Annotated in this window: 24 protein-coding genes; 14 read left to right on the top strand and 10 right to left on the bottom strand. The window is 62.5% G+C overall.

What is annotated here, in order from left to right:
- Positions 1-69: 69 nt before the first annotated feature.
- The 4 genes from KVQ74_RS04965 to KVQ74_RS04950 form a co-directional block, all read right to left on the bottom strand.
- Positions 70-1,263: an acetyl-CoA C-acyltransferase gene (locus KVQ74_RS04965; RefSeq protein WP_217829874.1), complete on the bottom strand. Its 1,194-nt coding sequence runs from the start codon at positions 1,261-1,263 to the stop codon at positions 70-72.
- Between the two features lie 12 nt (positions 1,264-1,275).
- Entirely contained in the window at positions 1,276-2,037 is a 762-nt protein-coding gene (locus tag KVQ74_RS04960; protein WP_217829873.1) for an SDR family NAD(P)-dependent oxidoreductase, read from the bottom strand.
- Positions 2,038-2,053: 16 nt separating this feature from the next.
- The gene (locus KVQ74_RS04955; RefSeq protein ID WP_217829872.1) at positions 2,054-3,718 is read right to left on the bottom strand and encodes an AMP-binding protein; all 1,665 of its coding nucleotides are present in this window, start codon (positions 3,716-3,718) and stop codon (positions 2,054-2,056) included.
- A gap of 143 nt (positions 3,719-3,861) precedes the next feature.
- Positions 3,862-4,878, bottom strand: a complete 1,017-nt coding sequence (locus tag KVQ74_RS04950; RefSeq protein ID WP_217829871.1) for an AraC family transcriptional regulator — start codon at positions 4,876-4,878, stop codon at positions 3,862-3,864.
- A 246-nt stretch (positions 4,879-5,124) separates the two neighbouring features.
- On the opposite strand from KVQ74_RS04950, the gene efeU reads away from it, so the two are divergent.
- The 4 genes from efeU to efeO (KVQ74_RS04930) are packed head-to-tail and all read left to right on the top strand — an operon-like array spanning position 5,125 to position 9,338.
- On the top strand, positions 5,125-5,967 hold the full coding sequence (gene efeU, locus KVQ74_RS04945) for an iron uptake transporter permease EfeU (protein ID WP_217829870.1): 843 nt from the start codon (positions 5,125-5,127) through the stop codon (positions 5,965-5,967).
- 8 nt (positions 5,968-5,975) lie between these two features.
- Positions 5,976-7,175 carry an iron uptake system protein EfeO gene (efeO, locus tag KVQ74_RS04940; protein ID WP_217829869.1) on the top strand — a complete coding sequence of 400 codons (1,200 nt, stop codon included), beginning with the start codon at positions 5,976-5,978 and terminating at the stop codon, positions 7,173-7,175.
- A gap of 17 nt (positions 7,176-7,192) precedes the next feature.
- Positions 7,193-8,491: an iron uptake transporter deferrochelatase/peroxidase subunit gene (efeB, locus tag KVQ74_RS04935; RefSeq protein ID WP_217829868.1), complete on the top strand. Its 1,299-nt coding sequence runs from the start codon at positions 7,193-7,195 to the stop codon at positions 8,489-8,491.
- A 22-nt stretch (positions 8,492-8,513) separates the two neighbouring features.
- On the top strand, positions 8,514-9,338 hold the full coding sequence (gene efeO / locus KVQ74_RS04930; RefSeq protein ID WP_217829867.1) for an iron uptake system protein EfeO: 825 nt from the start codon (positions 8,514-8,516) through the stop codon (positions 9,336-9,338).
- A 95-nt stretch (positions 9,339-9,433) separates the two neighbouring features.
- On the opposite strand, the gene pssA is transcribed toward efeO (KVQ74_RS04930), so the two are convergent.
- Positions 9,434-10,777 carry a CDP-diacylglycerol--serine O-phosphatidyltransferase gene (gene pssA / locus KVQ74_RS04925; protein WP_217829866.1) on the bottom strand — a complete coding sequence of 448 codons (1,344 nt, stop codon included), beginning with the start codon at positions 10,775-10,777 and terminating at the stop codon, positions 9,434-9,436.
- A 216-nt stretch (positions 10,778-10,993) separates the two neighbouring features.
- Here pssA and KVQ74_RS04920 point away from each other — a divergent pair, with 216 nt between their 5' ends.
- The 3 genes from KVQ74_RS04920 to KVQ74_RS04910 all read left to right on the top strand — a co-directional run bounded on the left by KVQ74_RS04920 (position 10,994) and on the right by KVQ74_RS04910 (position 13,039).
- Positions 10,994-11,560, top strand: a complete 567-nt coding sequence (locus KVQ74_RS04920; RefSeq protein ID WP_217829865.1) for a TetR/AcrR family transcriptional regulator — start codon at positions 10,994-10,996, stop codon at positions 11,558-11,560.
- A 54-nt stretch (positions 11,561-11,614) separates the two neighbouring features.
- The gene (locus KVQ74_RS04915; RefSeq protein ID WP_217829864.1) at positions 11,615-12,094 is read left to right on the top strand and encodes a nuclear transport factor 2 family protein; all 480 of its coding nucleotides are present in this window, start codon (positions 11,615-11,617) and stop codon (positions 12,092-12,094) included.
- Positions 12,095-12,259: 165 nt separating this feature from the next.
- Positions 12,260-13,039, top strand: coding sequence for a TSUP family transporter (locus KVQ74_RS04910; protein WP_217829863.1), 780 nt, complete (start codon positions 12,260-12,262; stop codon positions 13,037-13,039).
- On the opposite strand, the gene nudC is transcribed toward KVQ74_RS04910, so the two are convergent.
- The 3 genes from nudC to KVQ74_RS04895 all read right to left on the bottom strand — a co-directional run bounded on the left by nudC (position 13,007) and on the right by KVQ74_RS04895 (position 15,537).
- Positions 13,007-13,837 (bottom strand): NAD(+) diphosphatase, encoded by an 831-nt coding sequence (gene nudC, locus KVQ74_RS04905; RefSeq protein WP_217829862.1) that lies wholly within the window; start codon positions 13,835-13,837, stop codon positions 13,007-13,009. The genes KVQ74_RS04910 and nudC overlap by 33 nt on opposite strands.
- Before the next feature lie 6 nt (positions 13,838-13,843).
- Positions 13,844-14,656: a crotonase/enoyl-CoA hydratase family protein gene (locus tag KVQ74_RS04900; RefSeq protein ID WP_217829861.1), complete on the bottom strand. Its 813-nt coding sequence runs from the start codon at positions 14,654-14,656 to the stop codon at positions 13,844-13,846.
- A gap of 107 nt (positions 14,657-14,763) precedes the next feature.
- Positions 14,764-15,537: a class I SAM-dependent methyltransferase gene (locus KVQ74_RS04895; RefSeq protein WP_217829860.1), complete on the bottom strand. Its 774-nt coding sequence runs from the start codon at positions 15,535-15,537 to the stop codon at positions 14,764-14,766.
- A gap of 144 nt (positions 15,538-15,681) precedes the next feature.
- On the opposite strand from KVQ74_RS04895, the gene KVQ74_RS04890 reads away from it, so the two are divergent.
- The 4 genes from KVQ74_RS04890 (at position 15,682) to pncA (ending at position 18,191) form a co-directional block, all read left to right on the top strand.
- Complete coding sequence (locus tag KVQ74_RS04890; RefSeq protein ID WP_217829859.1) at positions 15,682-16,215, top strand: tetratricopeptide repeat protein; 534 nt, start codon at positions 15,682-15,684, stop codon at positions 16,213-16,215.
- 65 nt (positions 16,216-16,280) lie between these two features.
- A complete protein-coding gene (locus KVQ74_RS04885) occupies positions 16,281-16,766 on the top strand; it encodes an RNA polymerase sigma factor (RefSeq protein ID WP_217829991.1) in 486 nt (161 codons plus the stop codon).
- Positions 16,763-17,521, top strand: a complete 759-nt coding sequence (locus KVQ74_RS04880; RefSeq protein ID WP_217829858.1) for an anti-sigma factor family protein — start codon at positions 16,763-16,765, stop codon at positions 17,519-17,521. Before KVQ74_RS04885 ends, KVQ74_RS04880 begins: the two co-directional genes overlap by 4 nt.
- A 43-nt stretch (positions 17,522-17,564) precedes the next feature.
- Positions 17,565-18,191, top strand: a complete 627-nt coding sequence (gene pncA, locus KVQ74_RS04875) for a bifunctional nicotinamidase/pyrazinamidase (RefSeq protein ID WP_217829857.1) — start codon at positions 17,565-17,567, stop codon at positions 18,189-18,191.
- A gap of 127 nt (positions 18,192-18,318) precedes the next feature.
- Here the strand turns inward: pncA and KVQ74_RS04870 are convergent, their stop codons facing one another.
- Both KVQ74_RS04870 and KVQ74_RS29750 read right to left on the bottom strand, forming a co-directional pair.
- Positions 18,319-19,620, bottom strand: coding sequence for an ATP-binding protein (locus KVQ74_RS04870; protein ID WP_217829856.1), 1,302 nt, complete (start codon positions 19,618-19,620; stop codon positions 18,319-18,321).
- A 4-nt stretch (positions 19,621-19,624) separates the two neighbouring features.
- Positions 19,625-20,326 (bottom strand): response regulator transcription factor, encoded by a 702-nt coding sequence (locus tag KVQ74_RS29750; RefSeq protein WP_217829855.1) that lies wholly within the window; start codon positions 20,324-20,326, stop codon positions 19,625-19,627.
- 267 nt (positions 20,327-20,593) lie between these two features.
- Here KVQ74_RS29750 and KVQ74_RS29745 point away from each other — a divergent pair, with 267 nt between their 5' ends.
- The 3 genes from KVQ74_RS29745 to KVQ74_RS04850 all read left to right on the top strand — a co-directional run bounded on the left by KVQ74_RS29745 (position 20,594) and on the right by KVQ74_RS04850 (position 25,661).
- Positions 20,594-21,751, top strand: a complete 1,158-nt coding sequence (locus KVQ74_RS29745; protein WP_217829854.1) for an efflux RND transporter periplasmic adaptor subunit — start codon at positions 20,594-20,596, stop codon at positions 21,749-21,751.
- A 15-nt stretch (positions 21,752-21,766) separates the two neighbouring features.
- Positions 21,767-24,865, top strand: coding sequence for an efflux RND transporter permease subunit (locus KVQ74_RS04855; protein ID WP_217829853.1), 3,099 nt, complete (start codon positions 21,767-21,769; stop codon positions 24,863-24,865).
- A 154-nt stretch (positions 24,866-25,019) separates the two neighbouring features.
- Positions 25,020-25,661: a DUF1345 domain-containing protein gene (locus KVQ74_RS04850; protein WP_217829852.1), complete on the top strand. Its 642-nt coding sequence runs from the start codon at positions 25,020-25,022 to the stop codon at positions 25,659-25,661.
- Positions 25,662-25,673 lie beyond the last annotated feature (12 nt).

Here is a 25,673-nt window from a genome sequence, read left to right as displayed (position 1 = left end):
CTTAAATCCGGGGTACAGCACAAAACCCTGTGGGAGCGGACAAGCCCGCTCCCACAGAGGAAGTCAACATCAATAGAGGCATTCCACGGCCATCGCCGTTGCTTCGCCGCCACCGATGCAGATCGCCGCCACGCCGCGTTTGAGGTTCTTCTGGCGCAGGGTCGCGAGCAAGGTCACCAGAATCCGCGCACCGGACGCGCCGATCGGGTGGCCCAGCGCACAGGCGCCGCCATGCACGTTGAGCTTATCGTGGGGGATTTCCAGGTGTTTCATGGCGGCCATGCCGACCACGGCGAAGGCTTCGTTGACTTCGAACAGATCGACCGAATCCAGCGACCAGTCGGTCTTTTTCAGCAGCTTCTTGATCGCACCGATCGGCGCCACCGGGAACAGGCCCGGGGTGTCGGCAAACGCCGCGTGACCGTGGATCACCGCCAGCGGTTTCAGCCCCTGTTGCTGCGCCTGGGAGCGACGCATCAGCACCAGCGCCGCCGCGCCGTCGGAAATCGAGCTGGAGTTGGCGGCGGTCACCGTGCCGCCCTCGCGGAACGCGGGTTTCAGCGAAGCGATCTTGTCCAGTTTGGCTTTCGGCGGTTGTTCGTCATTGCTGATCAGCACCTGTTCCTTGCCGACCGTCACGGTCAGCGGGACGATCTCGTCCTTGAAACTGCCGTCCTTGATCGCCTGCTGGGCGCGGGTGGTCGAGGCGATGGCAAAGGCATCCTGATCCTCGCGGCTGAAACCGTTGGTTTCGGCGCAATCCTCGGCAAAGGTGCCCATCAGGCGACCCTTGTCGTAGGCATCTTCGAGGCCGTCGAGGAACATCGAATCCAGCACCCGGCCGTGGCCCATGCGGTAACCGCTGCGGGCGCGGTCCAGCAGGTACGGCGCGTTGGACATGCTTTCCATGCCGCCGGAGATCACCACGTCAGCGCTGCCGGCGAGCAGCATGTCGTGGGCGAGGATGGTGGTTTCCATCCCGGAACCGCACATCTTGTTGACGGTGGTGCAACGGGTCGACTTGTCCAGCCCGGCACCCAATGCAGCCTGGCGCGCAGGCGCCTGGCCGAGGCCGGCGGGCAGTACGCAACCGAACAGCACTTCGTCGACCTTGTCGGCGGCGACACCGGCGCGTTCAACCGCAGCCTTGATCGCAGCGGCACCGAGTTGCGGTGCGGTCAGGCTTTTCAATTCACCCTGGAAGCCGCCCATCGGGGTGCGGACGGCGCTGACGATGACAATCGGATCGTTGGCAATGGTCATGGGAAATCCTCCTTACTTGGCGGCCATACGCAAGGCACCGTCGAGACGGATCACCTCGCCGTTGAGCATGCTGTTTTCAATGATATGCCCGACCAGCGCGGCGTACTCGGCTGGTTTGCCCAGGCGCGGCGGGAACGGCACGCCGGCCGCCAGGGAGTCGCGCACTTCCGGGGTCATGCCGGCCATCATCGGCGTTTCGAAAATGCCTGGGGCGATGGTCATCACGCGGATGCCGAAACGCGCCAGTTCACGGGCGGCGGGCAAGGTCAGGCTGGCAATCGCGCCTTTGGAGGCCGAATACGCCGCCTGGCCGATCTGGCCATCGAACGCCGCCACCGAAGCGGTGTTGATGATGACGCCGCGCTCGCCGTCGGCATTGGCTTCGGCTTCGGCAATTGCCGCCGCTGCCAGACGCAGCATGTTGAAGCTGCCGATCAGGTTGACGTTGATCACCTGGCTGAAACTCGCCAGCGCATGGGGGCCGTTCTTGCCGAGGATCTTCTCGCCGCGCACGATGCCGGCGCAGTTGACCAGGCCATTGACGCTGCCGAAGGCCTTGACCGTCGCCTGCACCGCCGCTTCGGCGGCAGCCTCGTTGCTGATGTCCGCCACCACGCTCTGCGCGCCGAGGCGCTGGGCCTGGGCGGCGACGGCCTCGGCGTTCATGTCCACCAGCATCACTTTGCCGCCGGCTTTCACCAGCAATTCAGCGGTGGCCGCACCCAGGCCGGACGCGCCGCCGGTGACGATAAAAACCTTGTTCTCGATCTGCATGACTGTTTCCTTGGATTCAAGCTGAAACGTTGTGCGCCGCAGCCTCTTGAGCCTTGGCGATTTCCTGGTTGCGCAAGATAAAGCGCTGCAATTTGCCGCTCGGGGTCTTGGGCAATTCGCTGACAAATTCGATTTCACGGGGGTACGAATGCGCGGCCAGCCGCTTGCGCACATGCTGGCGCAGCTCTTCGGCCAGCGCCGGTTCGGCGCGGTATTGCGGGTTGAGCACGACGAACGCCTTGACCAGCTCGGTGCGCTCCGGATCGGGCTTGCCGACCACGGCGGCTTCGACCACCGCCGGGTGTTCGATCAGTGCACTTTCCACATCGAACGGACCGACCCGGTAGCCGGAAGTGGTGATCACGTCATCGCTGCGGCCGACGAAGCTGATGCTGCCGTCCGGGTTCCACTCCACGGTGTCGCCGCTCAGGTAATAGTGGCCGACGAACGCTTTGGTCGGCGCACCTGCGTAACCGGCGAACCAGCACATCGGCGACTGGGTGCGGTCAATGGCCAGAATGCCCGGCTGACCGACGCCCAGTTCGTTGTTCTGCTCGTCGAGCACGACGATGCGATGACCCGGAGAAGCGAAACCGGCGGCGCCGAGGTGGATCGGATGGTCAAGGCCATGGTGGTTGCACAACACCATGCCCAACTCGGTCTGGCCATAGTGGTCGTGAATCGCCACGCCGAGATTGTCGGCGAACCAGCGGATCACTTCCGGGTTCAGCGGCTCGCCGGCGCTGCTGACAATCCGCAGCTTGCCCTTGATCGACCTGGCGAATTCATCGCCGACCGCGATCAGCAGACGGTACGCAGTCGGCGAGCCAGTGAGGTTGGTGATGCCATATTTGTTGATCACCCGGCAGGTGCTTTCGAGTGTGAACGGGCCATCGTAGAAGGTGATCGGGTGCCCCATCGACAGCGGGCCGGTGACGCCGAAGTAGATGCCGTAGGCCCAGCCCGGATCGGCGACGTTCCAGAACGCGTCTTCCGGGCGCAGATCCACGGCGTCGCGGGTGTAGCTCTGGAACGCGACGATGGCCTTGAGCGGCACCGACAGGGCTTTCGACGGGCCGGTGGTGCCCGAGGTGAACATCAGCAGGAACGGGTCTTCGCCGCTCAGCAGCAGCGGTTCGCAGACATTGGAATGATTGGGCAACTCGGCCCAGAAACTGAAATCGCCACGGACAATGCCCTGGCCTTTGGCGCCGCCAACGGTAACCACGGTCGGGCAATCGGCGACCTCGCTGAGCTTCGGCCGGTTGACCGCGTCGGTCACCACCACTTTGGCGCCGGAGCTGTTCAGGCGATGCTCGAGGGCCTTGGGGCCGAAGGCGGTAAACAGCGGTTGATACACCGCGCCGATGCGCCAGGTGGCGAACACGGTGATCAGCAATTCGATATTGCGCGGCAGCAGGCCGGCAACCTTGTCGCCCTTCTGCACGCCCTGGGCGAGAAGGAAATTGGCGAAACGCGCGGCTTTGTCTTGCAGGTCGCTGAAGGTGTACGTGGCGCTGGAGCCATCGCGCCCTTCCCAGAACAGCGCGATGCGCCCCGGCAAAGCGTGCCGGTCGCAGCATTCGACACAGGCGTTGAGCGCTTCGAGCGTGCCGCTGAGCGCCGCGTGGACGGTGTGCTGATAGTTGAACTGTTCGATGGCAGACAAGTAATCGCGCATTGCCAGAATCCCTCTGTGTTTTTTATTAGGTTGGGGAACCGTGAATAACAGAGGAATACTCGCGCCGCCCGGGGTGCGGGGCAATGGTCAAAGCCATCAAGATGGATGACTGGTTTGGCCAAGACTCGGGATATGACGGGTGGTCAGGACGCCTCGTTGAGAATCAGGCTGCGGTAATGCCCCGGATTGGACCCCGACCACTTGCGAAACGCCTTGTAGAACGAACTCGCATCGGCAAATCCCAGGCGAGTGGCGATCTCGGTGAAACTGATCGACGGCTCCGCCAGCCAGGTGATCGCCAGCTCCTTGCGCACGCTGTCCTTGAGGCCCTGGTAGGTCTGGCCCTCCTCCGCCAGCCGGCGGCGCAGGGTCGAGGCCGACATGCACAACTGCTGGGCCAGAGGTTCGGTTTCCGGCCACTGATCGGCGGGCAATTGCCGCAGATCCTGCTTGATCCGGCTGGCCAGGCTTTGCGGGTCGCGGTATTTCACCAGAATGTTCGCGGGGGCGTGGGCGAGGAAGCGTTTCAATTCCTCGGCGCTGCGCTTGAGCGGCAGGTCCAGCACATCGGCGGCGAAGATCATCCGCGTGCGCGGGCGGTCGAAACGCAGGTTTTCCGAGAACATCACCCGGTAATCGGCGCTGAAGTCCGGTGCCGGGCAGCGCAATTCGATGGCGAGGATCGGAATCCGTCGCCCGGCCAGCCAGCACGCGACGCCGTGGACGATCATCCAGTAGGTGAAATAGGTGAAGGCCCGGCGCGGCTGCGGATCGTCTTCCAGCAGGACAATTTCCGCCAGGCTTTGCTGATGCACCAGTTGTGCGGGCATCCGTTCGAGCATCAGCGACAGGAAATTGAGCCCGGTGTCCAGACCGGCCGCCAGCGTCGGCTGGGCCATGGCGCTGCGACAGAGGAACGCCAGACTGCCGGACTTGAGCTTGCGCGGGTCCATGCCAAAGAACTCGTCATCGCCACGCCGGGCCAGCAAGCGCCACAACCGCGCGTATTGACTGGCCGGAACCCGGGCGTCGTCGGTCTGCAACAGCGCCGGCTCGATGCCGACCTTGCTCAGGACTTCATCCGTGGCCACGCCCGGCGCGCAACTCTGCAACAGCGCTTCACGCACCAGTTGAATGGCGATGGTGTCTTTTTCCGACATGGAACGGGGCAAATCCTGTGCTTGTGCGAATGGCAGGCATCTTAACGCAGCCGCTCAAAATCAACACAAAACCCTGTCGGAGCGGGTTGGCATCACGGCCCTCCCGCAGATTCGGCCCCGTCTGAGAATCATTGATATTCAGGGTTGTTCAGCTACGGTTCAGGTACATGTCAATGAATGTCATGTGAGAATGAAAGTCATTATGTTACAACTTGTAACCTCTTCGATTGACTTGATGGATGCCGAATGCTCGTTCCCTTTTTGATCATGCTGCGTGAAGGCATTGAAGCCGCGCTGATCGTTGGCATTATCGCCAGCTACTTGCAACAGACCGGTCGCGGCCAGTGGATGCCGGCCGTGTGGATTGGCGTGTTTCTCGCCGCAGCCCTGGCATTGCTGGTGGGCGGTGGCCTGGAACTGGTCAGCGCCGAGTTCCCGCAGAAGCAGCAAGAGCTGTTCGAGGGTGTGGTCGGGCTGGTGGCCGTGGGCATTCTCAGTTCCATGGTGTTCTGGATGCGCAAGGTCGCGCGGTCGATCAAACATTCGCTGCAAGCCTCTCTCGATCATGCGCTGACCGCGTCCAGACACCAGGTCATCGCACTGATCGCCATGGTGTTTTTCGCCGTCGCCCGGGAGGGCCTGGAAACCGTGTTCTTCCTGCTCGCGGTGTTCCAGCAGAGCGAAGGCCCGGCCGCGCCCATCGGTGCCCTGCTCGGCCTGATCCTGGCAATCATCGTCGGCTTCCTGATCTACACCGGCAGCATGCGCCTGAACCTCTCGGCGTTCTTCCGCTGGACCGGGCTGTTCATTCTGGTGGTGGCCGCCGGGATTCTCGCCAATTCGGTGCAGGCCCTGCATGAAGCCGGGGTGTGGAATCACCTGCAAACCGTGCTCTTCGACTTCAGCGCGACGCTGCCGATGGATGGCCCGCTGGGCTCGGTGCTGGCCGGCATGTTCGGTTACCAGGATGCGCCGACCGTCAGCACCCTCGGTGCCTACCTGATTTATCTGCTGGTGGCGCTGGTGATGTTTTTCCTCCCGGCTCCCGCGCCCAAACCCGCTGCGCAATCTTCCGTTTCCAACCAGTAAGGGCATTCATGTCAAAGCCTACGTCTCCCCAGGCCTCCCCTCCCCGCGCCTTGCGCTGGGCGGTGGCCGGTTCGGTGGTGGTGATGATCGCCGCCGGAGGCCTGTTCTACTACGCCTCGAAAATGGCCGCCGCCAAGCGTCAGCACAATCGCGACGAAGTGGTGGTCAACATTCACGACCACAGCTGTGAACCCAACGCCCTGACGGTGCCGGCCGGCCGCGCCAGTTTCCGCATCGTCAACCGCTCCGACCGCGCCGTGGAATGGGAAATCCTCGATGGCGTGCTGGTGATCGAAGAACGCGAGAACATCGCGCCGGGCCTCAGCCAAGTGATCAACGCCAACCTGCAACCCGGCGACTACGCGATCACCTGCGGCCTGTTGAGCAACCCGCGCGGCACCCTGCATGTGACGCCGACCGCCGCTTCGGATGCCGCCGCCAAGGCCAAGCCGTCGATGGTCGCGTTTGTCGGGCCGTTGTCGGAATTCCGCGTGTACCTCGCCAGCCAGGGCAGCGCGCTGATCAAAGCCGTGACGGCACTGAACCAGGCCATCGCCAGCGGCGACCTGGCCCAGGCCCAGGCGCTGTACCTGCCGGCCCGCGCCGCCTACCAGCGCCTGGCCCCGGCCGCACAACGCCTGGGCGAACTGGACAACGGCATCAATGCCCGCGCCGATTACTTCGAAAAGCGCGAGCAGGACCCGGGCTTCGTCGGCTTCCATCGCCTCGAATACGCGCTGTTCCAGCAACGCAATCTCGAGGGGTTAGCCCCGGTTGCCCAGCGTTTGCTCGACGATGTCACCTCGCTCAAACAGCAACTGCTGGCCCAATCGCTGCCGCCGGAGCAACTGGTGAGCATCGTGGTGCGCAATCTCAACACCCTGGCCGACGTGCGCGCCGCCAGCGGTGAAGAGGAACGCTACAGCCACAGCGACCTCAACGGTTTTGCGGCCAACCAGCAGACCGCGCACAAGGTCGTCGACCTGTTGCGTCCGCTGCTGAGCAAATCCGCCGCCGAGCTGCTGCCGAAGATCGACCGTGCACTGGCAGATTTCGACACCACGCTCAACGGCTTCAAGGTCAAGGACGGCTACGCCAGTTACGACACCGTCAACGGTGAGCAACGCAAACAGATCGCCGACAAGGCCCAGGCCCTGGCCGACGCCCTCGATGCCATTGATCCCGCCCTCGGCCTCTCCGGCCTGTAAGCAGAAGACGAATAGCAATGAATGACTCCGAAAACCTCAACCTGCAACGCCGCCGTGTACTGATGGGCATGGGCGCCGCCGGTGTCGCACTGGCCGGCTCCGCGCTGAGCTGCCCTGCCATGGCCGCCGCGCCCGCGCAAGTCACCGAAGCGCCGAGCAGCGACAAGACCGAAGATCGCCACGATTTCCATGGCACCCACCAGACCGGCATCGTCACCCCACGCCCGGCGTCCGGCATGCTGGTGTCGTTCGATGTGCTGGCCACTGACCGCGAAGACCTCGAGCGGCTGTTCCGCACCCTCAACGAGCGCATCGCCTTCCTGATGAAGGGCGGCCCGGTGGCACAGATCGATCCCAAGTTGCCGCCAGTCGATTCCGGCATCCTCGGCCCGGTGGTGACACCGGACAACCTGACCATCACCGTGTCCGTGGGGGAGTCGCTGTTCGACGAGCGTTTCGGCCTCGCCGCCGCCAAGCCCAAGCGGCTGATCCGCATGGTCGGTTTCCCCAACGATGCGCTGGAAGCCGATTGCTGCCACGGCGACCTGAGCCTGCAATTTTGCTCGAACACCGCCGACACCAACATCCACGCCCTGCGTGACATCGTGAAGAACCTGCCGGACCTGCTGCTGGTGCGCTGGAAACAGGAAGGCAGCGTACCGCCGCAAGCCCCGGCCAAACCGGGGGTGCCGGCGCAATCGGCGCGCAACTTCCTCGGTTTCCGCGACGGCTCGGCCAACCCCGACTCCAACGACGGCAAGGCCATGGATCGCATCGTCTGGGTACAACCGGGCAGCGACGAGCCGGCCTGGGCCGCCCACGGCAGCTATCAGGCGGTGCGGATCATCCGCAACTTCGTCGAGCGCTGGGACCGCACGCCGCTGCAAGAGCAGGAAAGCATCCTCGGCCGGGTCAAGGCCACCGGCGCGCCCATGGGCGGCCAGCATGAAACCGAAGTCCCGGACTACAGCAAGGACCCGGAAGGCAAGCTGACCAAGCTCGATGCGCACATCCGCCTGGCCAATCCGCGCACCGCCGCGACCCAGGCGAACCTGATCCTGCGCCGGCCGTTCAACTACTCCAACGGGGTGAACAAGAACGGCCAGCTCGACATGGGCCTGCTGTTCATCTGCTACCAGGCCGACCTGGAAAAAGGCTTCATCACCGTGCAGACCCGCCTCAACGGTGAGCCGCTGGAGGAATACCTCAAGCCGGTCGGCGGCGGCTATTTCTTCACCCTGCCGGGTGTCACGGGCGATCAGGACTTCATCGGTCGCTCGCTGCTCAATGCCACACAACCAAAAACAACTGCATAACAATCGCCACAGGAGCCGCCTCATGAAAAAGACGCCACTCGCGTTATTGCTGACCCTCGGTTTGCTCAACACCCCGCTGTCGGTGTTCGCCGCGACCGCGCCACTGGACCTCGTCGGGCCGGTTTCGGACTACAAGATCTACGTCACCGAGCAACTGGATGAGCTCGCCAGCCACACCCAGCAATTCACCGACGCCGTGAAGAAAGGCGACCTGGCGACCGCGCAGAAGCTCTACGCGCCGACCCGCGTCTACTACGAGTCGATCGAGCCGATCGCCGAGCTGTTCAGCGACCTTGACGCGTCGATCGACTCCCGGGTCGACGACCACGAAAAAGGCGTGAAAGCCGAAGACTTCACCGGCTTCCACCGCATCGAATATTCGCTGTTCTCCGAGAAAACCACGCAAGGCCTCGACGCGCTGGCCGATGGCCTGGACAAAGACGTCAAGGACCTGCAAACCCGCGTGGCCGGCCTGACCTTCCCGCCAGAGAAAGTCGTGGGCGGCGCCGCTGCGCTGCTGGAAGAAGTCGCCGCCACCAAGATCTCCGGTGAGGAAGACCGCTACAGCCACACCGACCTGTATGACTTCCAGGGCAACATCGACGGCGCGAAGAAAATCGTCGACCTGTTCCGTCCGCAGATCGAGAAGCAAGACAAGGCGTTTGTCGCGAAAGTCGACAAGAACTTCGCCACCGTCGACAAGATCCTCGCCAAGTACAAGACCAAGGACGGTGGTTTCGAGACCTATGACAAGGTCAAGGACAACGACCGCAAGGCGCTGGTCGGGCCGGTCAATACCCTGGCTGAAGACCTGTCCACATTGCGTGGCAAACTGGGTCTGAACTGAGTTTTATAGCGTCTGGTTGACCCCTTCGCGAGCAAGCCCGCTTCTACACTGTAGAAGCGGGCTTGCTCGCGAAGGCATTTGAAGATCCCGAATCCTTACAGAATCCGGTAGAGCAACCGCTCGATCCGCACCCGACTCACCCGCTTGAGAAACTTGGCTACGCCTGCCGGGTAATTGGGCAGCGTTTCCAGGTCCTGGAAATGCTTGATCCGTGCGGTGTGTTCAAAGATGTTTTCCAGCTCCAGGCGTCGCGGTTCCAGCCACTCTCCTTTCGGGTCATCGATCAACAGCGCGTTTTCCAGATCCAGGCGGAACGCCCGTGGATTGAGGTTGTTGCCGGTCAGCAAGGTGTAACGCTGATCGACCCACATGCCCTTGAGGTGATAGCTGTTGTCGCCCTCACGCCACAGGTGCAGGTTCAACTGGCCGCTGTCGATATTGCGCTGATGGCGCTTGGCGAAACGGCGCAGGCTGATTTCGTACAGGTACGGCAACGCGGCGATCACCTTGAACGGCTCGCTGGGCGGAATGAAGAAGTCGTTGGCGGTCTTGTCGCCGACCACGATGTCGATCTTCACCCCACGGGCCAGCGCCCGGTTGATCTCGCGGATGATCCCCAACGGCAGGTTGAAATACGGCGTGCAGATGGTCAGTTGCTTCTGCGCACTGGCGATCAACTCCAGAATCACCCGGTTCAACGGATTGTTCTTGCCCACGCCCAGCAAGGGACTGACCGACAGACCGCTATGGTCGACGCTGCCGGCGGTGGTGTCGTAAGCCGCGTGTTTGAGCCGGCTGCGCAGATCGCCGATGTCGTTGCGCAGGCTGCGGGTGGTCGGCAGGTTCGGCAGGTCGAGGCGATGCACAGCCTTGGACTCGATCAGACCGTGCTTGACCAGGTGATGCATCGAGTCCGCCAGTTCATGGCTGTGCAAGACGTGATAACGGTCGAAGCGGTACTTGTCGAACTTGTGCAGGTAGACGTTGTTCAGGCTCGCGCCGCTGTACACCACGCAATCGTCAATCACGAAACCCTTCAGGTGCAGCACGCCGAACAGCTCGCGGGTCTGCACCGGCACGCCATACACCGGCACTTCGCTCTGATGGGTACGGGTCATTTCCTGATACCAGGCGGCATTGCCCGGCTGCTTGCCGGCACCGATCAGCCCGCGCTGGGCACGCAGCCAGTCGACCACCACCGCGATTTCAAGCTCCGGGCGCTTGAGTTTGGCGGCGTGCAAGGCATCGAGGATTTCCTGACCGGCCTCATCGTTTTGCAGATAAAGCGCGACGAGGTAGATGCGCTGGGTCGCCTGGGCGATTTTCTCCAGCAGGCAACGACGGAACTCGGCGGCGCCGGACAAAATGGTCACGGCCTCGGCGGTCAGCGGAAAGCTGCGCAGTTTGGGCAGCAGGGAGCGTTTGAAAAGCAACGGCATAGGGCTCGCAATGGGTCGAATCCGAAGAGTCCGAGAGCTTACACCATCAACCCGTTCGGGTCTTGTGAGTGTCTGTAATGTCGCCTTCGCGGGCGTGTCCGTCACCCCGGCAAAACACATTCCGGATGGGCAAGCGGGCTCGTCCGCGAATGCTTTTTCGCAGGCCAATAAAATCTCCACTTGACCAAGGAGAACGATCGTTCTACCGTTCGCCACATGAACGAAATCACAAGCAACGACTCGACCCGCGACATCATTCTGGATGTCACCGAAAAGTTGATCTACAAGAGTGGCATCGCCGCCACTGGCATGGATCTTCTGGTGAAAACCGCCGGTGTCTCCCGAAAAAGCATTTACCGCTACTTCGCCAGCAAGGAGGAGCTGACCGTCGCCGCCCTGCAACGCCGCGACATCCGCTGGATGCACTGGTATCGAAGCGCGGTCGATCAGGCCGAAACCCCGGCCGACCGGCTGCTCAACCTGTTTACCGTGCTCAAGGGCTGGTTCGCCTCGGAAGGCTTCCGGGGCTGCGCCTTCATCAACACCAGCGGCGAAACCGGGGATCCACAGGACCCGGTACGGCTGGTCGCCAAAGACCACAAACAAAAGCTGCTCGACTACGTGTGCGAGCTGTGTACCGAACATGGTGCCGAGGACCCGCAACTGTTGGCCAAACAGCTGCTGATTCTGATTGACGGTGCCATTACCGTAGCGCTTGTGATGGGTGATCACAGTGCCGCCGATAATGCGCAATGCATGGCGCGAAAGTTATTGGACCTGTAACGCCTTAATAAGCCTGACAAGTTGTTAAATCGTTAATTTGACCGGGAGACAAATATGTCTACTGCAGCCGAAGTTCGTCCGCCATTACCGCCCTTCAACCGTGAATCGGCCATTGAAAAAGTTCGCCTGGCCGAAGATGGCTGGAACTCTCGCGATCCGCAGCGCGTGTCATTGGCCTATACCCTGGACACTAAATGGCGCAATCGCGCCGAATTCGCCAACAACCGCGAAGAAGCCAAGGCGTTCTTGACCCGCAAATGGGCCAAGGAACTGGATTACCGCCTGATCAAGGAACTCTGGGCCTACTCCGATACGCGCATCGCCGTGCGTTATGCCTATGAATGGCACGACGACTCGGGCAACTGGTTCCGTTCCTACGGCAACGAAAACTGGGAATTCGATGAAAACGGCCTGATGTTCCAGCGTTACGCCTGCATCAACGACATGCCGATCAAGGAAAGCGAACGCAAGTTCCACTGGCCGCTGGGCCGGCGTCCGGACGATCATCCGGGGCTGTCTGACCTGGGTCTGTAATCTGCCTTGACTCAGTACTGATCGTGCCCTCGCCCTGCGAGGGCACGATCACGCCCGGCTTGCCCGCGAAGGCATCAGACGGGTCGCAGCAACATCTGGAAATGAGTAACATGGCTGCCCTCTCCCGCAGCCCCGCGCTGCGCCCTGCCGAAATAAGCCGATTCCATGCCTTTCGAACTCAGCGTTGACCTCACCACCCTGGCCATTCTGGCCGCTGTTGCTTTCCTTGCCGGATTCATCGACGCCATCGCCGGCGGCGGCGGACTGTTGACCACCCCGGCACTGCTCACCGCCGGCCTGCCGCCACATCTGGTGCTGGGCACCAACAAACTCAGTTCGACCTTCGGTTCGGCCACCGCCAGTTTCACCTTCTACCGTCGCAAGCTGTTCCACCCTCGGCAGTGGACACACGCCATCGTCGGTACATTGGTCGGCGCCCTGAGCGGCGCCATCGTCGCCCACTACCTGCCAGCGGAATGGCTGAACAAGATGCTGCCGGTGATCGTGTTCGCCTGCGGTGTGTACCTGCTGTTTGGCGGGACGCCGAAAGCGCCACTGGACAGCGACGCGCCAATCAAGAAGAAGTGGCAATCGACTCAGGGCTTCAGCCTCGGCTTCTATGACGGTGTCGCCGGCCCAGGTACGGGCGCGTTCTGGACCGTCAGCAGCCTGCTGCTCTACCCGATCGACCTGGTCAAGGCCAGCGGTGTGGCGCGCAGCATGAACTTCGTCAGCAACATCGCGGCGCTGTCGGTGTTCGTGTTTTCCGGGCAGGTGGACTGGATCATCGGCCTGGCCATGGGCCTGTCGGTGATGGTCGGCGCGTTCTTCGGCGCGCGCACCGCGATCAGCGGCGGCGCCAAGTTCATTCGTCCGGTGTTCATCACCGTGGTGCTGGGATTGACCGTGCGTCTAGCCTGGCAGCACTGGTTCAGCGTGGCCTAAGCGCCGCGCCACGTAGACGTCGATCAGATAACGGGCAATCGAGCGTGACGCCGGCAACGGCGGCAGCTCGTGCACGTTGAACCACTGGGCGTCTTCGATCTCGTCTTCCTGACAGACAATCTCGCCCCCGGCATATTCGGCATGGAAACCCAGCATCATCGAATGCGGGAACGGCCAGCACTGGCTACCCATGTACTGGATGTTCTGCACCTCGATGCTGACTTCCTCGCGCACTTCGCGGATCAGGCAATCCTCGGCCGACTCCCCCGGCTCGGCGAAACCGGCCAGAGTGCTGTAGACCCCGCTGACAAAACGCGGGGAACGCGCCAGCAGCACTTCGTCGCCTCGGGTCACCAGCACGATCATGCTCGGCGAAATCCGTGGATAACTGCGCAGATCGCAGGGCTGGCAATACATCGCCCGCTCCCGTGGCACCTGGGTCATGGCCTGACCGCAATTGCCGCAGAACCGGTGCTCCCGCGCCCATGTGCCAATCTGCGCGGCATACCCCAGAACCTTGTAGACGGTGTGATCGCCTTCGAGCATGAACGCGCGCAGGCCTTTCCAGTTGCAACCCGGCACCTCGCTGTGACTGCGCAGCTCCAGCAGATACACCGGCTCGCCGTCGAGATGGCCGATGCCATGCTCGGCGAGGATCGACAAGTCCTGACGCTTGAGCCATTCCCGGGGGAACAGCGCGCCGTTGTCATCGAACAGAAAACCTTCGGGGCTGCGCGCCACGGCCCAGCCGCCCGGTTGATCAGTGTCCAGTACTGCAGTGGTCCAGCGAGATGTCATGGTTTCTCAATCCAGAAATTCGGGTTTCTGTTTGCTCATGTGGGCAGCGATTGCCACGCGCAAGTCGGTGGATTGCAGCATGGCGGCGTTCCAGGTGGCAACGTACTCCAGACCGTCGTCGATACGATGGTCACGCATGTAGCTGATCATTTCCTTGGTGCCGGTGACCGCGATCGGCGACTTGCCGGCGATGTCCCGGGCGATGTCCATCACGCCTTCGAGCAGGCTGTCCTTGTCGCTGTAGACGCGATTGACCAGGCCGATGCTGCGCGCCTCTTCGGCACCAAAGGTGCGACCGGTGTAGGCCAGCTCACGCAGCATGCCGTCACCGATGATCCGTGGCAACCGTTGCAGGGTGCCGACGTCGGCGGCCATGCCGATATCGATTTCCTTGATCGAGAATTGTGCGTCGTCGGCGGCGTAACGCATGTCGCAGGCGGCGATCAGGTCGATGGCGCCGCCCAGGCAGTAACCCTGGATCGCCGCCAGCACTGGCTTGCGGCAATTGTCGACCGCATTGAACGAGGCTTGCAGGGTCAGGATCTTGCGCCGCAGCAGGCGCGCGTTGCGCCCGACGTCTTTGCCCAGCTCATTGGCGACGCCGGCCAGCATCATCAGGTCGATGCCGGAGGAAAAGTGTTTGCCGGCACCGCTGAGTACCACCACCCGCACTTCATCGGTGTCTTCGATCCACTGGAACACCTCGACAATTTCACTCCAGAACGCGGCGTTCATCGAGTTGATCTTTTCCGGGCGATTGATCTGCACATGGGCGATGTTGTCGGCCAGTTCGACGCTGAAGGCGGTGTATTGAGTCATGGCAGAAATCCTTTACCGGGCTGAAAATGAGGCCCGAACTATAACAAGGCAACGTGGCGGCGGTTCGGCCAAAGACAGGACTCATCCGCCCCGCTGAAGGTGTGGAACTAACCGCCCTTCACCACTACAAACGCCGCTGTCTCGTAAGGCACCGTGACCACGTCCCTGCCCTGCAACTCCGGCTCTTCGGCAATCAGCCCGCGAATCTGCTCGTCGATCTTTGCCCGCTGCGCCTGAGGCAGCGCCGCGATGAAACTGGTGGAGCGTACCCGATTGAAAATCACATCCTCCGGCGAGCCGGTGTGCCCATGGTGAAACTGCTGCACCTGCAACGCGCCGAACGCCGGATGCGGAAACGCCTTGCGCCACGCCCCGGTGTAATAACGCGGCGTATCGCCTTCCAGTGCATTGACGATGGCGTCGAGCTTCGGCACCCAACTGACCTGGGTGTCACGCAGGTTCCAGATCAGCCCGAGCTTGCCACCGGGCTTGAGCACCCGGGCAATCTCGTCCAGTGCCTCGCGACTGGCGAACCAATGGAAGGCCTGGGCACAGACCACTGCGTCTACCGAGGCGTCCGGCAACGGCAGATCGCTTGCCGTGCCGCTTACCGCCAGCACATCCGGCCAGGTGTCGGCGAGTTTTTCCAGCATCTGCGCGACCGGTTCCACGGCGATCACCTGCGCGCCGGTCGCCACCAGCCGTCCGGTGAACTTGCCGGTTCCGGCGCCAAGATCGATCACGGTTTTATGCCCGTCCAGCCCGAGCGTGCGGGTAAGCCATTCGCTGACCTGGGGTGGATAGTCCGGCCGTCCCTTGATGTAGGTATCGGCGGCGGTTTTGTAGCCAGTGGCGGCTGAATGATGAACCTGATCTTTCATGGCAGAACTCCGGATCGACGACGGACGCCAACGAGCATAGCCCTCGAATTTGAGCTTTCCTTGAACGGCGACTGACAAAGCAATGAATAAATTTTCACGCTGAGGTGTTCAAAGTAAAACGTAACCCACTGTGGAGCCTTGCCCATGACTATCCGTTCCGTTATGTTCGCCGCCCCGTTGCTGATGGCCGCGGTTTTGACCAGTCCGCTGGCCTTCGCTCATGGCGATGAAGACGAGCCGGTACAGAAACCCAGCTGCCCCAAGGGCCAGGTTTATGACAGCAAGACGCAGAAATGCGTGATGCAGACCAGCAGCCTGGTCCCGGATGCCGACCGCACCGACTATGCCTATCGTCTGGCGAAGGACGGTCGCTACGAAGAGGCCTTGGCATTGCTTGATACCCTCAAGCAGCCGAATACCGCCAAGGCCTTGAACTATCGCGGTTACGCCACACGCAAACTGGGCCGGACCGACGAAGGCATCGGCTATTACCTGCAATCGGTGAAGCTCGATCCGCACTACGCGCAAGTGCGCGAATACCTGGGTGAAGCCTATGTGATCAAGGGACGTGTCGACCTCGCGCAGGAACAGTTGCAGCAAATCAAGTCGATCTGCGGCACCAACTGCGAGGAATACCGGGACCTGGCCGAAGCCATCGACGACTCATCGAAAACCTGAAACGAACACAAGCGGTGACCATCATTTTCAGCGATCAGGCCTTCAGGGCCGAACTCGGGCAGCACCTGGCGCGCCTTTGGCGCTACGGCCTGCTGCTGTCGCGCAACAAGCATGTGGCCGAAGATCTGGTGCAGGCCACTTGCGTGCGCGCGCTGGAACGCGCGAACCAGTACGTGGCCGGGACGCGCATGGATCGCTGGCTGCTGAGCATCCTGCATTCGATCTGGCTCAACGAAGTGCGCGCCCGCCGGGTGCGCCAGGGCCAGGGCGTCAGCGATGCCGACGGGCAACTGGCGTTCGACGGTGAATACGCGGCCCAGACCCACGTCATGGCCGCGCAGGTCATCCGCCGCGTCGATGCCTTGCCCGAAGCCCAGCGCGAAACGGTTTATCTGGCCTACGTCGAAGGTTTTTCCTACCGCGAAGTCGCCGACATCCTGCAAGTGCCGATCGGCACGGTGATGAGTCGCCTGGCCACCGCACGCCTGAAACTGGCCGAGTACCCGCCGCTGCAAGCGGTGCCGAAAACCACCGGAGGAGACCGGCCATGAACACGCCTTCGGACGAACTGCTGGTGGCGTACCTGGACGGTGAAATCGACCGCGAACAACGCACCCTGCTCGACAGCGCCATCGCCGACGACCCGTTGCTCAGCCTACGCGTGCAATGGCTGAGCCGCAGCAACCTGCCCTTCAAAAACGCCTACAACGAACTGGCGCTGCAAGCACCGCTGGATCGCCTGCAAGCCCGGCTCGACGCCGCGCCCTCGCCGGCCCGACCCGGTTTCAGTCGGCGCTGGTTCATCGGCGCCGCCGCTGCGGGCCTGCTGGCCGTTGGCGTGACAGCCGACCGCTTGTTCCTTGCCTGGCAGAGCGGGCAATCGCACAACTGGCGCGGGTTGGTCGGCGACTACATGGCACTGTACGTGCCGCAAACCCTCGATCATTTGCCGACCGACGAAGCGTCGCAACGGGCGCAGTTGCGCACCGTCGATGCGCGGCTGGGGCTGAATCTGTCGACGGCCACGCTCAAATTACCCGGCGCCGAGCTGAAACGCTCGCAAATGCTCGAGTACGACGGCGTGCCCATCGCCCAGATGACCTTCCTTGATGCCCGGCACGGGGCGCTGGCGCTGTGCGTCACACGCTCGAACAAAGGCAGCCAGCCACTGGCCCACGAACGCCGGCATGACATGAACGTGGTGTACTGGAGCGAACGCGAACACGCCTGGATGCTGATCGGCCATAACCCGCCGGCGCAGCTGGAAGAGCTGGCGCAACTGTTGCGTGAGCGGTTGAACGCCTGAGAAAAGCTATGCTTGGCCAGTGATTACCCAACGAGGAACCCTGATGCAGATTTCAACCCGCGCGGCGCTGCTGGTCATCGACGTGCAGAACGACTTCACCCCCGGCGGCCAACTGGCGGTGCCCGAGGGCGATCTGATCATCCCGTTGATCAACCGACTGAGTGGCCTGTTCAAGCAAGTCATCATCACCCAGGACTGGCACCCGGCCGGACATGCGTCGTTCGCTTCCAGTCATCCGGGGCGCAAACCCTACGATGTGATTCAGTTGCCCTACGGCGAACAGACCCTGTGGCCGGATCATTGCGTACAAGCCACGCCCGGCGCCGGGTTTCACCCTGCGCTGCAACTGCCCCACGCGCAACTGGTGATCCGCAAGGGCTGCAACCCTGACATCGACAGCTATTCGGCGTTTCTGGAAGCCGACCGCGCCACGCCCACGGGGCTGACCGGATACCTCAAGGAGCGCGGCATCGACACACTGTATATGGTCGGCCTGGCGCTGGACTTCTGCGTGATGTTTTCCGCGCTGGATGCGCGGGCGGCGGGATTCAATGCGTTTGTGGTGACCGATGCCTGCCGGGCGATCGACCTGAATGGCTCGCTGGCGGTGGCGATCGAACGGATGCAGACGGCCGGGGTTGGCTTGATCCGGTCGAGCGAACTGATCTGACCCTTCAAGGCTGAGATCGCAGCCCCTCACTCTGGCCCTCTCCCAAGGGAGAGGGAACTGATTGGGGGATGTTCGAGAAATCCGCCGTCCTGAAAATACGTCGCCGAATCCAGAATCGGCGACGTCCTCAAACCGGCGTCGGCAGCCACAACCGGAACCGTGCCCCACCCAGCGGAGAACTCTCGACAGTCAGCGTCCCGCCCTGCGCTTCCAGCGCCCGCCGGCTGATCGCCAGCCCCAGTCCAAATCCGCCCGTGGCCCGGTCGCGACTGCGATCCAGGCGATAGAACGGTTCGAAAATCCGGTCCCGCTCATCCTCCGGAATACCGATGCCGTCATCGTCGACCCAGATTTCACAGCCCTTCGGGCACACCTGCACGCCGATCTGAATGCGCTTTTCGCAATAACGCATGGCGTTGCGCAGCAGGTTCTGGATGGCCCGCGCGGTCAGGCGCGGATCGAGGGTGAAACGTTCCAACTGCCCGTGCAGCAGCACATCGATAACGATTTCCGGCGACTCCAGCGACTCATCGACGCTGCCCAGAATGCTGTCGATGAACTCGTCCAGCGACACCTCGACCTGTTCCGGCAACCGCGATGGATTCTGCAAGCGGCTGAACGACAACAATTCCAGCACCAGCTCATCCAGTTCACGAATGTGCGCCACCAGCCCTTGCAGGCGTTCGCGACTGGTGGCCGGCAGGTCATCGGACAGCGCCAGCGCCAGGCCGAAATCCAGCCGGGTCAGCGGCGTGCGCAACTCGTGGGACACGGCGTTGAGCAGGTCGCGCTGTTGATTGAGCAGGTTTTCGATATCGCCCGCCATGGTGTCGAACACGTTGGCCAGACTGCCGATGTTCGAACTCTGGGCGATTTGCGTACGCTCGCTGAGATGGCCCTTGCCGAAACGCTCGGCCGTGCCTTTGAGGCGTTCCAGATCGCGCCAGTGCGGACGCAACCACAACAGCAGACACGCGAGCAGCGCCGCGCCGACCAGCACGTTGATGCTCCAGTACAGCAGACTCACGTCCATCGGGTCCGGCGGCACCACCATCTGCACTGCTGTTTCGCTGTTCAGCGGCGTCACCGCCAGGGTACGCCAGCCCCAGTCGCCGATGCGCACCACGTTTTCGCCACGGCGCAGACGTTCGCGCTCGGGCTCGGTGAATTCGGCATCTTCGATTTTCGCCAGGATGATATGCAACGGCTGGAAATCCTTGTCCATCGACGCCGCCAGCGCCGGCCATTGTTCCTGCGGCACGGCGCGAAACTGCTTGGTGATCAGCGATTGCAGGCCACGGGAGTAATCCAGGTTGTAGGTGACGAAGCGCTCGCGAAAGCCCATCACCACCAGATCTGGCACCAGGTACATCGCTGCGCTATAGGAGACGATCGTCACCAGATACAGGCGAAAAAGGATTCTGAACATCAGCTCAGCATTCCCACTCGGAACGGCTGAACAGGTAACCCTTGCCCCACACGGTCTTGATCTTGCGCGCCTCGCCGGCATGGTCGTCGAACTTGCGCCGCAGCTTGGAAATCGCCACGTCCACCGAGCGATCGGTGCCGTTGAACTCGATGCCACGCAGGCGTTGCAGGATCTGGTCGCGGCTCAGCACTTCACCGGCATGCCGGGCCAGCACCACCAGCAGGTTGTATTCGCCGCTGGACAACTCCACCGGTTGCCCGCGCCAGGTGACCGTGCGCTCGGACAGGTCGATGCACAGGTTGCCCATCAGAATCTGGTCGTTGGCGGTCTGTGGTTCGCCGAGGCTGCTGCGCCGCAGCAAGGTGCGCACCCGGGCCAGCAGCACACGCGGCTCGCAGGGTTTGGTGACGTAGTCGTCGGCGCCCATTTCCAGGCCCAGCACCTGATCGTGGCTGTCGTCGCGGGCGGTGAGCATCAGGATCGGCAGCGTTGCCGAATCGGCGCGCAGCAGGCGACAGACCTGCAAGCCGTCGAGGCCCGGCAGCATCAGGTCGAGAATCACCAGATCCGGCGGATTGAGTCGCGCCCGCTCGCGCACATGATCGCCTCGACCAATCACGCAGACGGAGTAACCGTTGCGCTCCAGATAGCTGGAAATCAGTTCGGCGAGTGCCGTGTCGTCTTCGACCAGGAGAATATTGGGCATCGGGGGGTGTTCCAGAAAGTGCTGTGGCGACTGATCGGCCGCCTTCGCGGGCAAGCCCGCTCCCACGTACTCACCAGAACCCTGTGGGAGCGGGCTTGCCCGCGAAAGCGCTATCTGTGTCGCAATAAATTTCGATGCATAAAGGATATACGGCCTCACCCGTCCATGAGTAAAACCCTTACACAATTTCACACAGCAGCTACAAAGCTTCACCGCTACCCTCGGCGTCTGTCCGTAGGATACGGACATCAATATCGGGGGTTGTACATGTCGAAGAATCTGCTGGCCGGGCTCGGTCTGTTCACATTGGCGCTGACGCTCGGCGGCTGTGGCTCGTCCTCGGATACCGAGGAGCAGGCACCGCCGGCCACCGTGCGGATCGAGACCCTGCAAGCCCAGCCCCTGGCGATCAGCAGCGAACTGAGCGGACGCATCGCCGCCCCACGGATCGCCGAGGTTCGTGCACGGGTGGCGGGTGTCGTGCTGCAACGCACCTACCGCGAAGGCAGCGACGTGAAAAAGGGCGATGTGCTGTTCCGCATCGATCCGGCCCCCTTCAAGGCAGACCTGGACAGCGCCGAAGCCGCGCTGCGCAAGGCCGAAGCCAATGCCTTCCAGGCGAAATTGCAGGAACAACGCTACGCCCAGTTGATCGACGACAAGGCCATCAGCGCCCAGGATTACGACAACGCGCGGGCCAACGCCCGGCAGACCGCCGCCGACGTGGCCGCCAACAAGGCCGCCGTAGAGCGGGCAAAACTGAATCTGGGCTACGCCACCGTCACCGCGCCGATTTCCGGGCGCATCGGCCGCGCGCTGGTGACCGAAGGCGCCCTGGTCGGGCAGAACGAAACCACGCCACTGGCGCTGATCCAGCAACTGAACCCGATCCACGCCGACGTGACCCAGTCGACCCGTGAACTCAACGAACTGCGCCGCGCCTTCCGCTCCGGACAGTTGCAGCAGATCGGCCAGGACCAGGTCAAAGCCACGCTGATTCAGGACGACGGCAGCCTTTATCCGTTGCCGGGCAAGTTGCTGTTCAGCGATATCACTGTCGACCCGGGCACCGGGCAGATCACCCTGCGCAGCGAATTCCCCAACCCGGATCTGGACTTACTGCCCGGCAGCTTCATTCGCGTACGCCTCGAACAAGCGGTGATCCAGCATGGCCTCACCGTGCCACAGCGCGCGGTGCAGCGAGACAGCGCCGGTGTCGCGCAGGTGCTGACGGTCGACGAGCAGATGCGCATCGCCCAGCAACCGGTTCAGCTCGGCGCGGTGCAGAACGATCGCTGGATCGTCATCGGCGGCCTCAAGCCCGGCGACCGCATCGTCACCGAAGGCCTGCAACACGCCCGGCCCGGCGAAACCGTGCAGATCGACGACACCCCTCTTCCACTTGCCCAGACCTCTGGTCAGTAAGCAGGACGCTTTTATATGCCGCAGTTCTTTATCGACCGCCCGGTGTTCGCCTGGGTGGTCGCGCTGTTCATCCTGTTGGCCGGTGCGCTGGCCATCCCGCAATTGCCGGTGGCGCAGTACCCTGACGTCGCGCCGCCGCAGATCGAAATCAACGCCACCTACCCCGGTGCTTCGGCGCAGACCATCGACGAAAGTGTGGTCAGCCTGATCGAGGAAGAGCTCAACGGCGCCGATCACCTGCTGTATTTCGAATCCCAGAGCAGCCTCGGCAGCGCCACCATCAAGGCCACGTTCCAGCCGGGCACCAACCCGGAACTGGCCCAGGTCGACGTGCAAAACCGCCTCAAAGTGGTGGAGTCGCGCCTGCCGCAAGCAGTGAACCAGCAAGGCTTGCAGGTCGAGAAGGTGTCTTCGGGCTTCCTGCTGCTGATCACCCTGACCTCCAGCGACGGCAAACTCGACGACGTGGCGCTCAGCGACTACCTGGCGCGCAACGTGATGAACGAAATCAAGCGTCTGGACGGCGTCGGCAAGGCCCAGCTGTATGGCGCCGAGCGGGCGATGCGGATCTGGATCGATCCGCAGAAACTCATCGCTTTCAATTTGACTCCGGCAGACGTCAACGCCGCGATCGCCGCGCAGAACGTGCAGGTTCCGGCCGGCAGCATCGGCGACTTGCCGGCGCCCTCCAGCCAGGAAATCACCGCGACCATTCTGGTCAAGGGCCAGCTCTCGACGCCGGAAGATTTCGCCGACATCGTGCTCAAAGCCCGCCCGGACGGCTCCACCGTGCGTATCAAGGATGTCGCCCGGGTCGAAATCGGCAGCCAGGAATACCAGTTCGGCACCCGTCTGAACGGCAAACCGTCCACCGCCGTGGGCGTGCAGTTGTCGCCGGGGGCCAATGCCCTGAATACCGCCACCCTGATCCGCGCGAAGATGGATGAGCTGTCGCGTTACTTCCCGGCCGGGGTGGAGTACAAGATCCCGTACGACACCTCGCCGTTCGTCAAAGTGTCGATCACCAAAGTGGTCTACACCCTCGGCGAAGCGATGTTGCTGGTGTTCGCGGTGATGTTCCTGTTCCTGCAGAACATCCGCTACACGCTGATTCCGACTCTGGTGGTGCCAGTGGCGCTGATGGGCACCTTCGCCACCATGCTTGCGCTGGGTTTCTCGATCAACGTGCTGACCATGTTCGGCATGGTGCTGGCGATCGGTATTCTGGTGGACGACGCGATCGTGGTGGTGGAGAACGTCGAGCGGATCATGGCCACCGAAGGCCTGTCGCCCAAGGAAGCGACGCGCAAGGCGATGCAGCAGATCACCGGGGCGATCATCGGGATCACTCTGGTGCTGGTGGCGGTGTTCATTCCGATGGCGTTCATGCAAGGTTCGGTGGGCGTGATCTATCAGCAGTTCTCGCTGTCGATGGCGACCTCGATCCTGTTTTCGGCATTCCTCGCCCTGACGTTGACCCCGGCGCTGTGCGCAACGCTGCTCAAGCCGATCGCCAAGGGCGAGCATCACGAAAAAACCGGCTTCTTCGGCTGGTTCAACCGCCGCTTCGAACGCCTGACCGTGCGTTATCAGGGTTGGGTCGGCTATGCGCTGAAACGCACCGGCCGCTACTTGCTGATCTACGTGGTGTTGCTGGTGGGCCTGGGCTGGTGCTTCGCGCGTCTGCCCTCCTCGTTCCTGCCGGTGGAGGATCAGGGTTACACCATCACTGACATTCAATTGCCGCCCGGCGCGAGCAAGAACCGCACGGTGAAGGTGGTCGAGCAGATCGAAGCGCACAACGCCGGCGAACCGGGCGTGGGTGACAGCACGGTGATTCTCGGTTTCAGTTTTTCCGGCAGCGGACAGAACGCGGCACTGGCATTCACCACCCTCAAGGACTGGTCGCAACGCAGCAGCGATGACTCGGCAAGTTCGATCGCCGACCGCGCCAACGCCGCCCTGAGCCAGATCAAGGACGCCATGGTGTTCGCGGTGCTGCCGCCGCCGGTGGATGGCCTGGGGACTTCCAGTGGTTTCGAGTTCCGCTTGCAGGATCGCGGCGGCCTCGGCCATGCAACGCTGATGCAGGCGCGCACCGAGTTGCTGGCGGCGGCCGAGAAAAGCCCGATTCTGATGAACGTCCGCGAAAGTGCCCTGGCCGAAGCGCCACAGGTGCAACTGGAGGTGGATCGCAAGCAGGCCGAAGCCCTGGGCGTGTCGTTTGCCGACATCGCCAATGTGCTGGCCGCAGCCGTCGGTTCGACCTACGTCAACGACTTCCCCAACCAAGGCCGCATGCAGCGTGTGGTGGTGCAGGCCGAAGGCGACCGCCGCAGCCAGGTCGACGATCTGCTGAAAATGCATGTGCGCAACACGGGTGGCAGCATGGTGCCGTTGTCGGCGTTTGTTTCCGCCAAATGGACCCAAGGCCCTGCGCAACTGACGCGCTACAACGGCTATCCGGCGATTTCGATCTCGGGCGAACCTTCACCCGGTCACAGCACCGGTGAAGCCATGGCCGAAATCGAGCGCCTGGTCGCCCAGGGGCCGGCCGGACTCGGTCAGGAATGGACCGGCCTGTCGTTGCAGGAACGCTTGTCCGGCAGTCAGGCGCCAATTCTGCTCGGCCTGTCGTTGCTGATTGTGTTCCTGTGTCTGGCGGCACTGTACGAGAGCTGGTCGATTCCGACTTCGGTGCTGCTGGTAGTGCCGCTGGGCGTGCTCGGCGCGGTGCTGGCGGTGACCTTGCGCGGCATGCCCAACGATGTGTTCTTCAAAGTGGGCCTGATCACCATCATCGGTCTGTCGGCGAAGAACGCGATCCTGATCATCGAGTTTGCCAAGAGTCTGTATGACGAAGGCCACGACCTGATCGACGCCACGCTGCAAGCGGCTCGCCTGCGCCTGCGCCCGATCGTCATGACGTCCCTGGCGTTCATCCTGGGCGTGGTGCCGCTGGCAATCGCCACCGGTGCCAGCTCGGCGAGCCAGCAAGCCATCGGTACGGGCGTGATCGGCGGCATGATCACCGCCACCCTGGCCGTGATCTTTGTGCCGGTGTTCTTTGTGGTGGTCATGAAACTGGTGCGCAAATCCACGAAGCATCCATAAAACCATGGGGACCTGGGCTGGTCGCGAAATCGGCGTGTCATCTGGCAGTGATGTCGACTGACACGGCCTCTTCGCGGACAAGCCCGGTCCCCCAGTGGTCACACAACGTCACGCTGGGCTAAGGTGTCAGCACACCCTGGCCCATCGAGTTCCCATGCGCTTCCTTGCCCGCACCCACCCTCGCCTGTCCGCCGCCGCGTTGCTTGGCCTCGCCACGGGGCTGCTGGTTCCCGCCGGTTCGCTCACCAGCAAAATCCTCATCGGCTGGAATGCCGGGGTGTGGACGTACCTGATCCTGATGCTCTGGCTCACCGCCCGGGCCAAGGCGCCGGACGTGCAGCGGATCGCCGAAATCGAAGATGAAAACGCCGGCCTCGTGCTGCTGCTGGTGTGCATCGCCGCACTGGCGAGCCTGGCCACCATCACCCTGGAACTGGCCGGCAGCAAGGATCTGGACGCCACCCAAAAGCTGCTGCACTACGGTTTCACCGCGCTGACCGTGATCGGTTCGTGGCTGTTGATCGGGGTGATTTTCAGCGTGCATTACGCACGCCTGTTCTACACCTGGGACGGCAAGGAGCCAGCCCTGCGTTTCGCCGAAGGCCTGACCACCCCCAATTACTGGGACTTCCTGTACTTCTCGTTCACCATCGGCGTGGCGGTGCAGACGGCGGACGTCGGTGTCGCCAGTCGCGACTTGCGCAAAATCGTCCTGGCGCAGTCGCTGCTTGGATTCGTCTTCAACACCGCGATTCTGGGGTTTTCGATCAATATCGCGGCAGGGCTGTTCGGCTGACGGCTGCACAAA

Origin of the sequence: Pseudomonas botevensis (genome assembly GCF_019145475.1) — a bacterium.
GTDB lineage: Bacteria > Pseudomonadota > Gammaproteobacteria > Pseudomonadales > Pseudomonadaceae > Aquipseudomonas > Aquipseudomonas botevensis.
The sequence above is the reverse complement of the archived record's forward strand: the minus strand, read 5'-3'. Positions and strand labels throughout refer to the sequence as shown.

Excerpts from the sequence above, each read along its gene's own strand:
- KVQ74_RS04910 (WP_217829863.1), top strand. The coding sequence starts at position 12,260 with ATGCCTTTCGAACTCAGCGTTGACCTCACCACCCTGGCCATTCTGGCC.
- KVQ74_RS29750 (WP_217829855.1), bottom strand. The coding sequence starts at position 20,326 with ATGCCCAATATTCTCCTGGTCGAAGACGACACGGCACTCGCCGAACTG.
- pssA (WP_217829866.1), bottom strand. The coding sequence starts at position 10,777 with ATGCCGTTGCTTTTCAAACGCTCCCTGCTGCCCAAACTGCGCAGCTTT.
- KVQ74_RS04920 (WP_217829865.1), top strand. The coding sequence starts at position 10,994 with ATGAACGAAATCACAAGCAACGACTCGACCCGCGACATCATTCTGGAT.
- KVQ74_RS29745 (WP_217829854.1), top strand. The coding sequence starts at position 20,594 with ATGTCGAAGAATCTGCTGGCCGGGCTCGGTCTGTTCACATTGGCGCTG.
- efeB (WP_217829868.1), top strand. The coding sequence starts at position 7,193 with ATGAATGACTCCGAAAACCTCAACCTGCAACGCCGCCGTGTACTGATG.
- KVQ74_RS04955 (WP_217829872.1), bottom strand. The coding sequence starts at position 3,718 with ATGCGCGATTACTTGTCTGCCATCGAACAGTTCAACTATCAGCACACC.
- efeO (WP_217829869.1), top strand. The coding sequence starts at position 5,976 with ATGTCAAAGCCTACGTCTCCCCAGGCCTCCCCTCCCCGCGCCTTGCGC.
- KVQ74_RS04960 (WP_217829873.1), bottom strand. The coding sequence starts at position 2,037 with ATGCAGATCGAGAACAAGGTTTTTATCGTCACCGGCGGCGCGTCCGGC.
- KVQ74_RS04850 (WP_217829852.1), top strand. The coding sequence starts at position 25,020 with ATGCGCTTCCTTGCCCGCACCCACCCTCGCCTGTCCGCCGCCGCGTTG.
- KVQ74_RS04870 (WP_217829856.1), bottom strand. The coding sequence starts at position 19,620 with ATGTTCAGAATCCTTTTTCGCCTGTATCTGGTGACGATCGTCTCCTAT.
- nudC (WP_217829862.1), bottom strand. The coding sequence starts at position 13,837 with ATGACATCTCGCTGGACCACTGCAGTACTGGACACTGATCAACCGGGC.
- KVQ74_RS04855 (WP_217829853.1), top strand. The coding sequence starts at position 21,767 with ATGCCGCAGTTCTTTATCGACCGCCCGGTGTTCGCCTGGGTGGTCGCG.
- efeO (WP_217829867.1), top strand. The coding sequence starts at position 8,514 with ATGAAAAAGACGCCACTCGCGTTATTGCTGACCCTCGGTTTGCTCAAC.
- KVQ74_RS04950 (WP_217829871.1), bottom strand. The coding sequence starts at position 4,878 with ATGTCGGAAAAAGACACCATCGCCATTCAACTGGTGCGTGAAGCGCTG.
- KVQ74_RS04900 (WP_217829861.1), bottom strand. The coding sequence starts at position 14,656 with ATGACTCAATACACCGCCTTCAGCGTCGAACTGGCCGACAACATCGCC.
- KVQ74_RS04895 (WP_217829860.1), bottom strand. The coding sequence starts at position 15,537 with ATGAAAGATCAGGTTCATCATTCAGCCGCCACTGGCTACAAAACCGCC.
- KVQ74_RS04890 (WP_217829859.1), top strand. The coding sequence starts at position 15,682 with ATGACTATCCGTTCCGTTATGTTCGCCGCCCCGTTGCTGATGGCCGCG.
- KVQ74_RS04880 (WP_217829858.1), top strand. The coding sequence starts at position 16,763 with ATGAACACGCCTTCGGACGAACTGCTGGTGGCGTACCTGGACGGTGAA.
- efeU (WP_217829870.1), top strand. The coding sequence starts at position 5,125 with ATGCTCGTTCCCTTTTTGATCATGCTGCGTGAAGGCATTGAAGCCGCG.
- KVQ74_RS04915 (WP_217829864.1), top strand. The coding sequence starts at position 11,615 with ATGTCTACTGCAGCCGAAGTTCGTCCGCCATTACCGCCCTTCAACCGT.
- pncA (WP_217829857.1), top strand. The coding sequence starts at position 17,565 with ATGCAGATTTCAACCCGCGCGGCGCTGCTGGTCATCGACGTGCAGAAC.
- KVQ74_RS04965 (WP_217829874.1), bottom strand. The coding sequence starts at position 1,263 with ATGACCATTGCCAACGATCCGATTGTCATCGTCAGCGCCGTCCGCACC.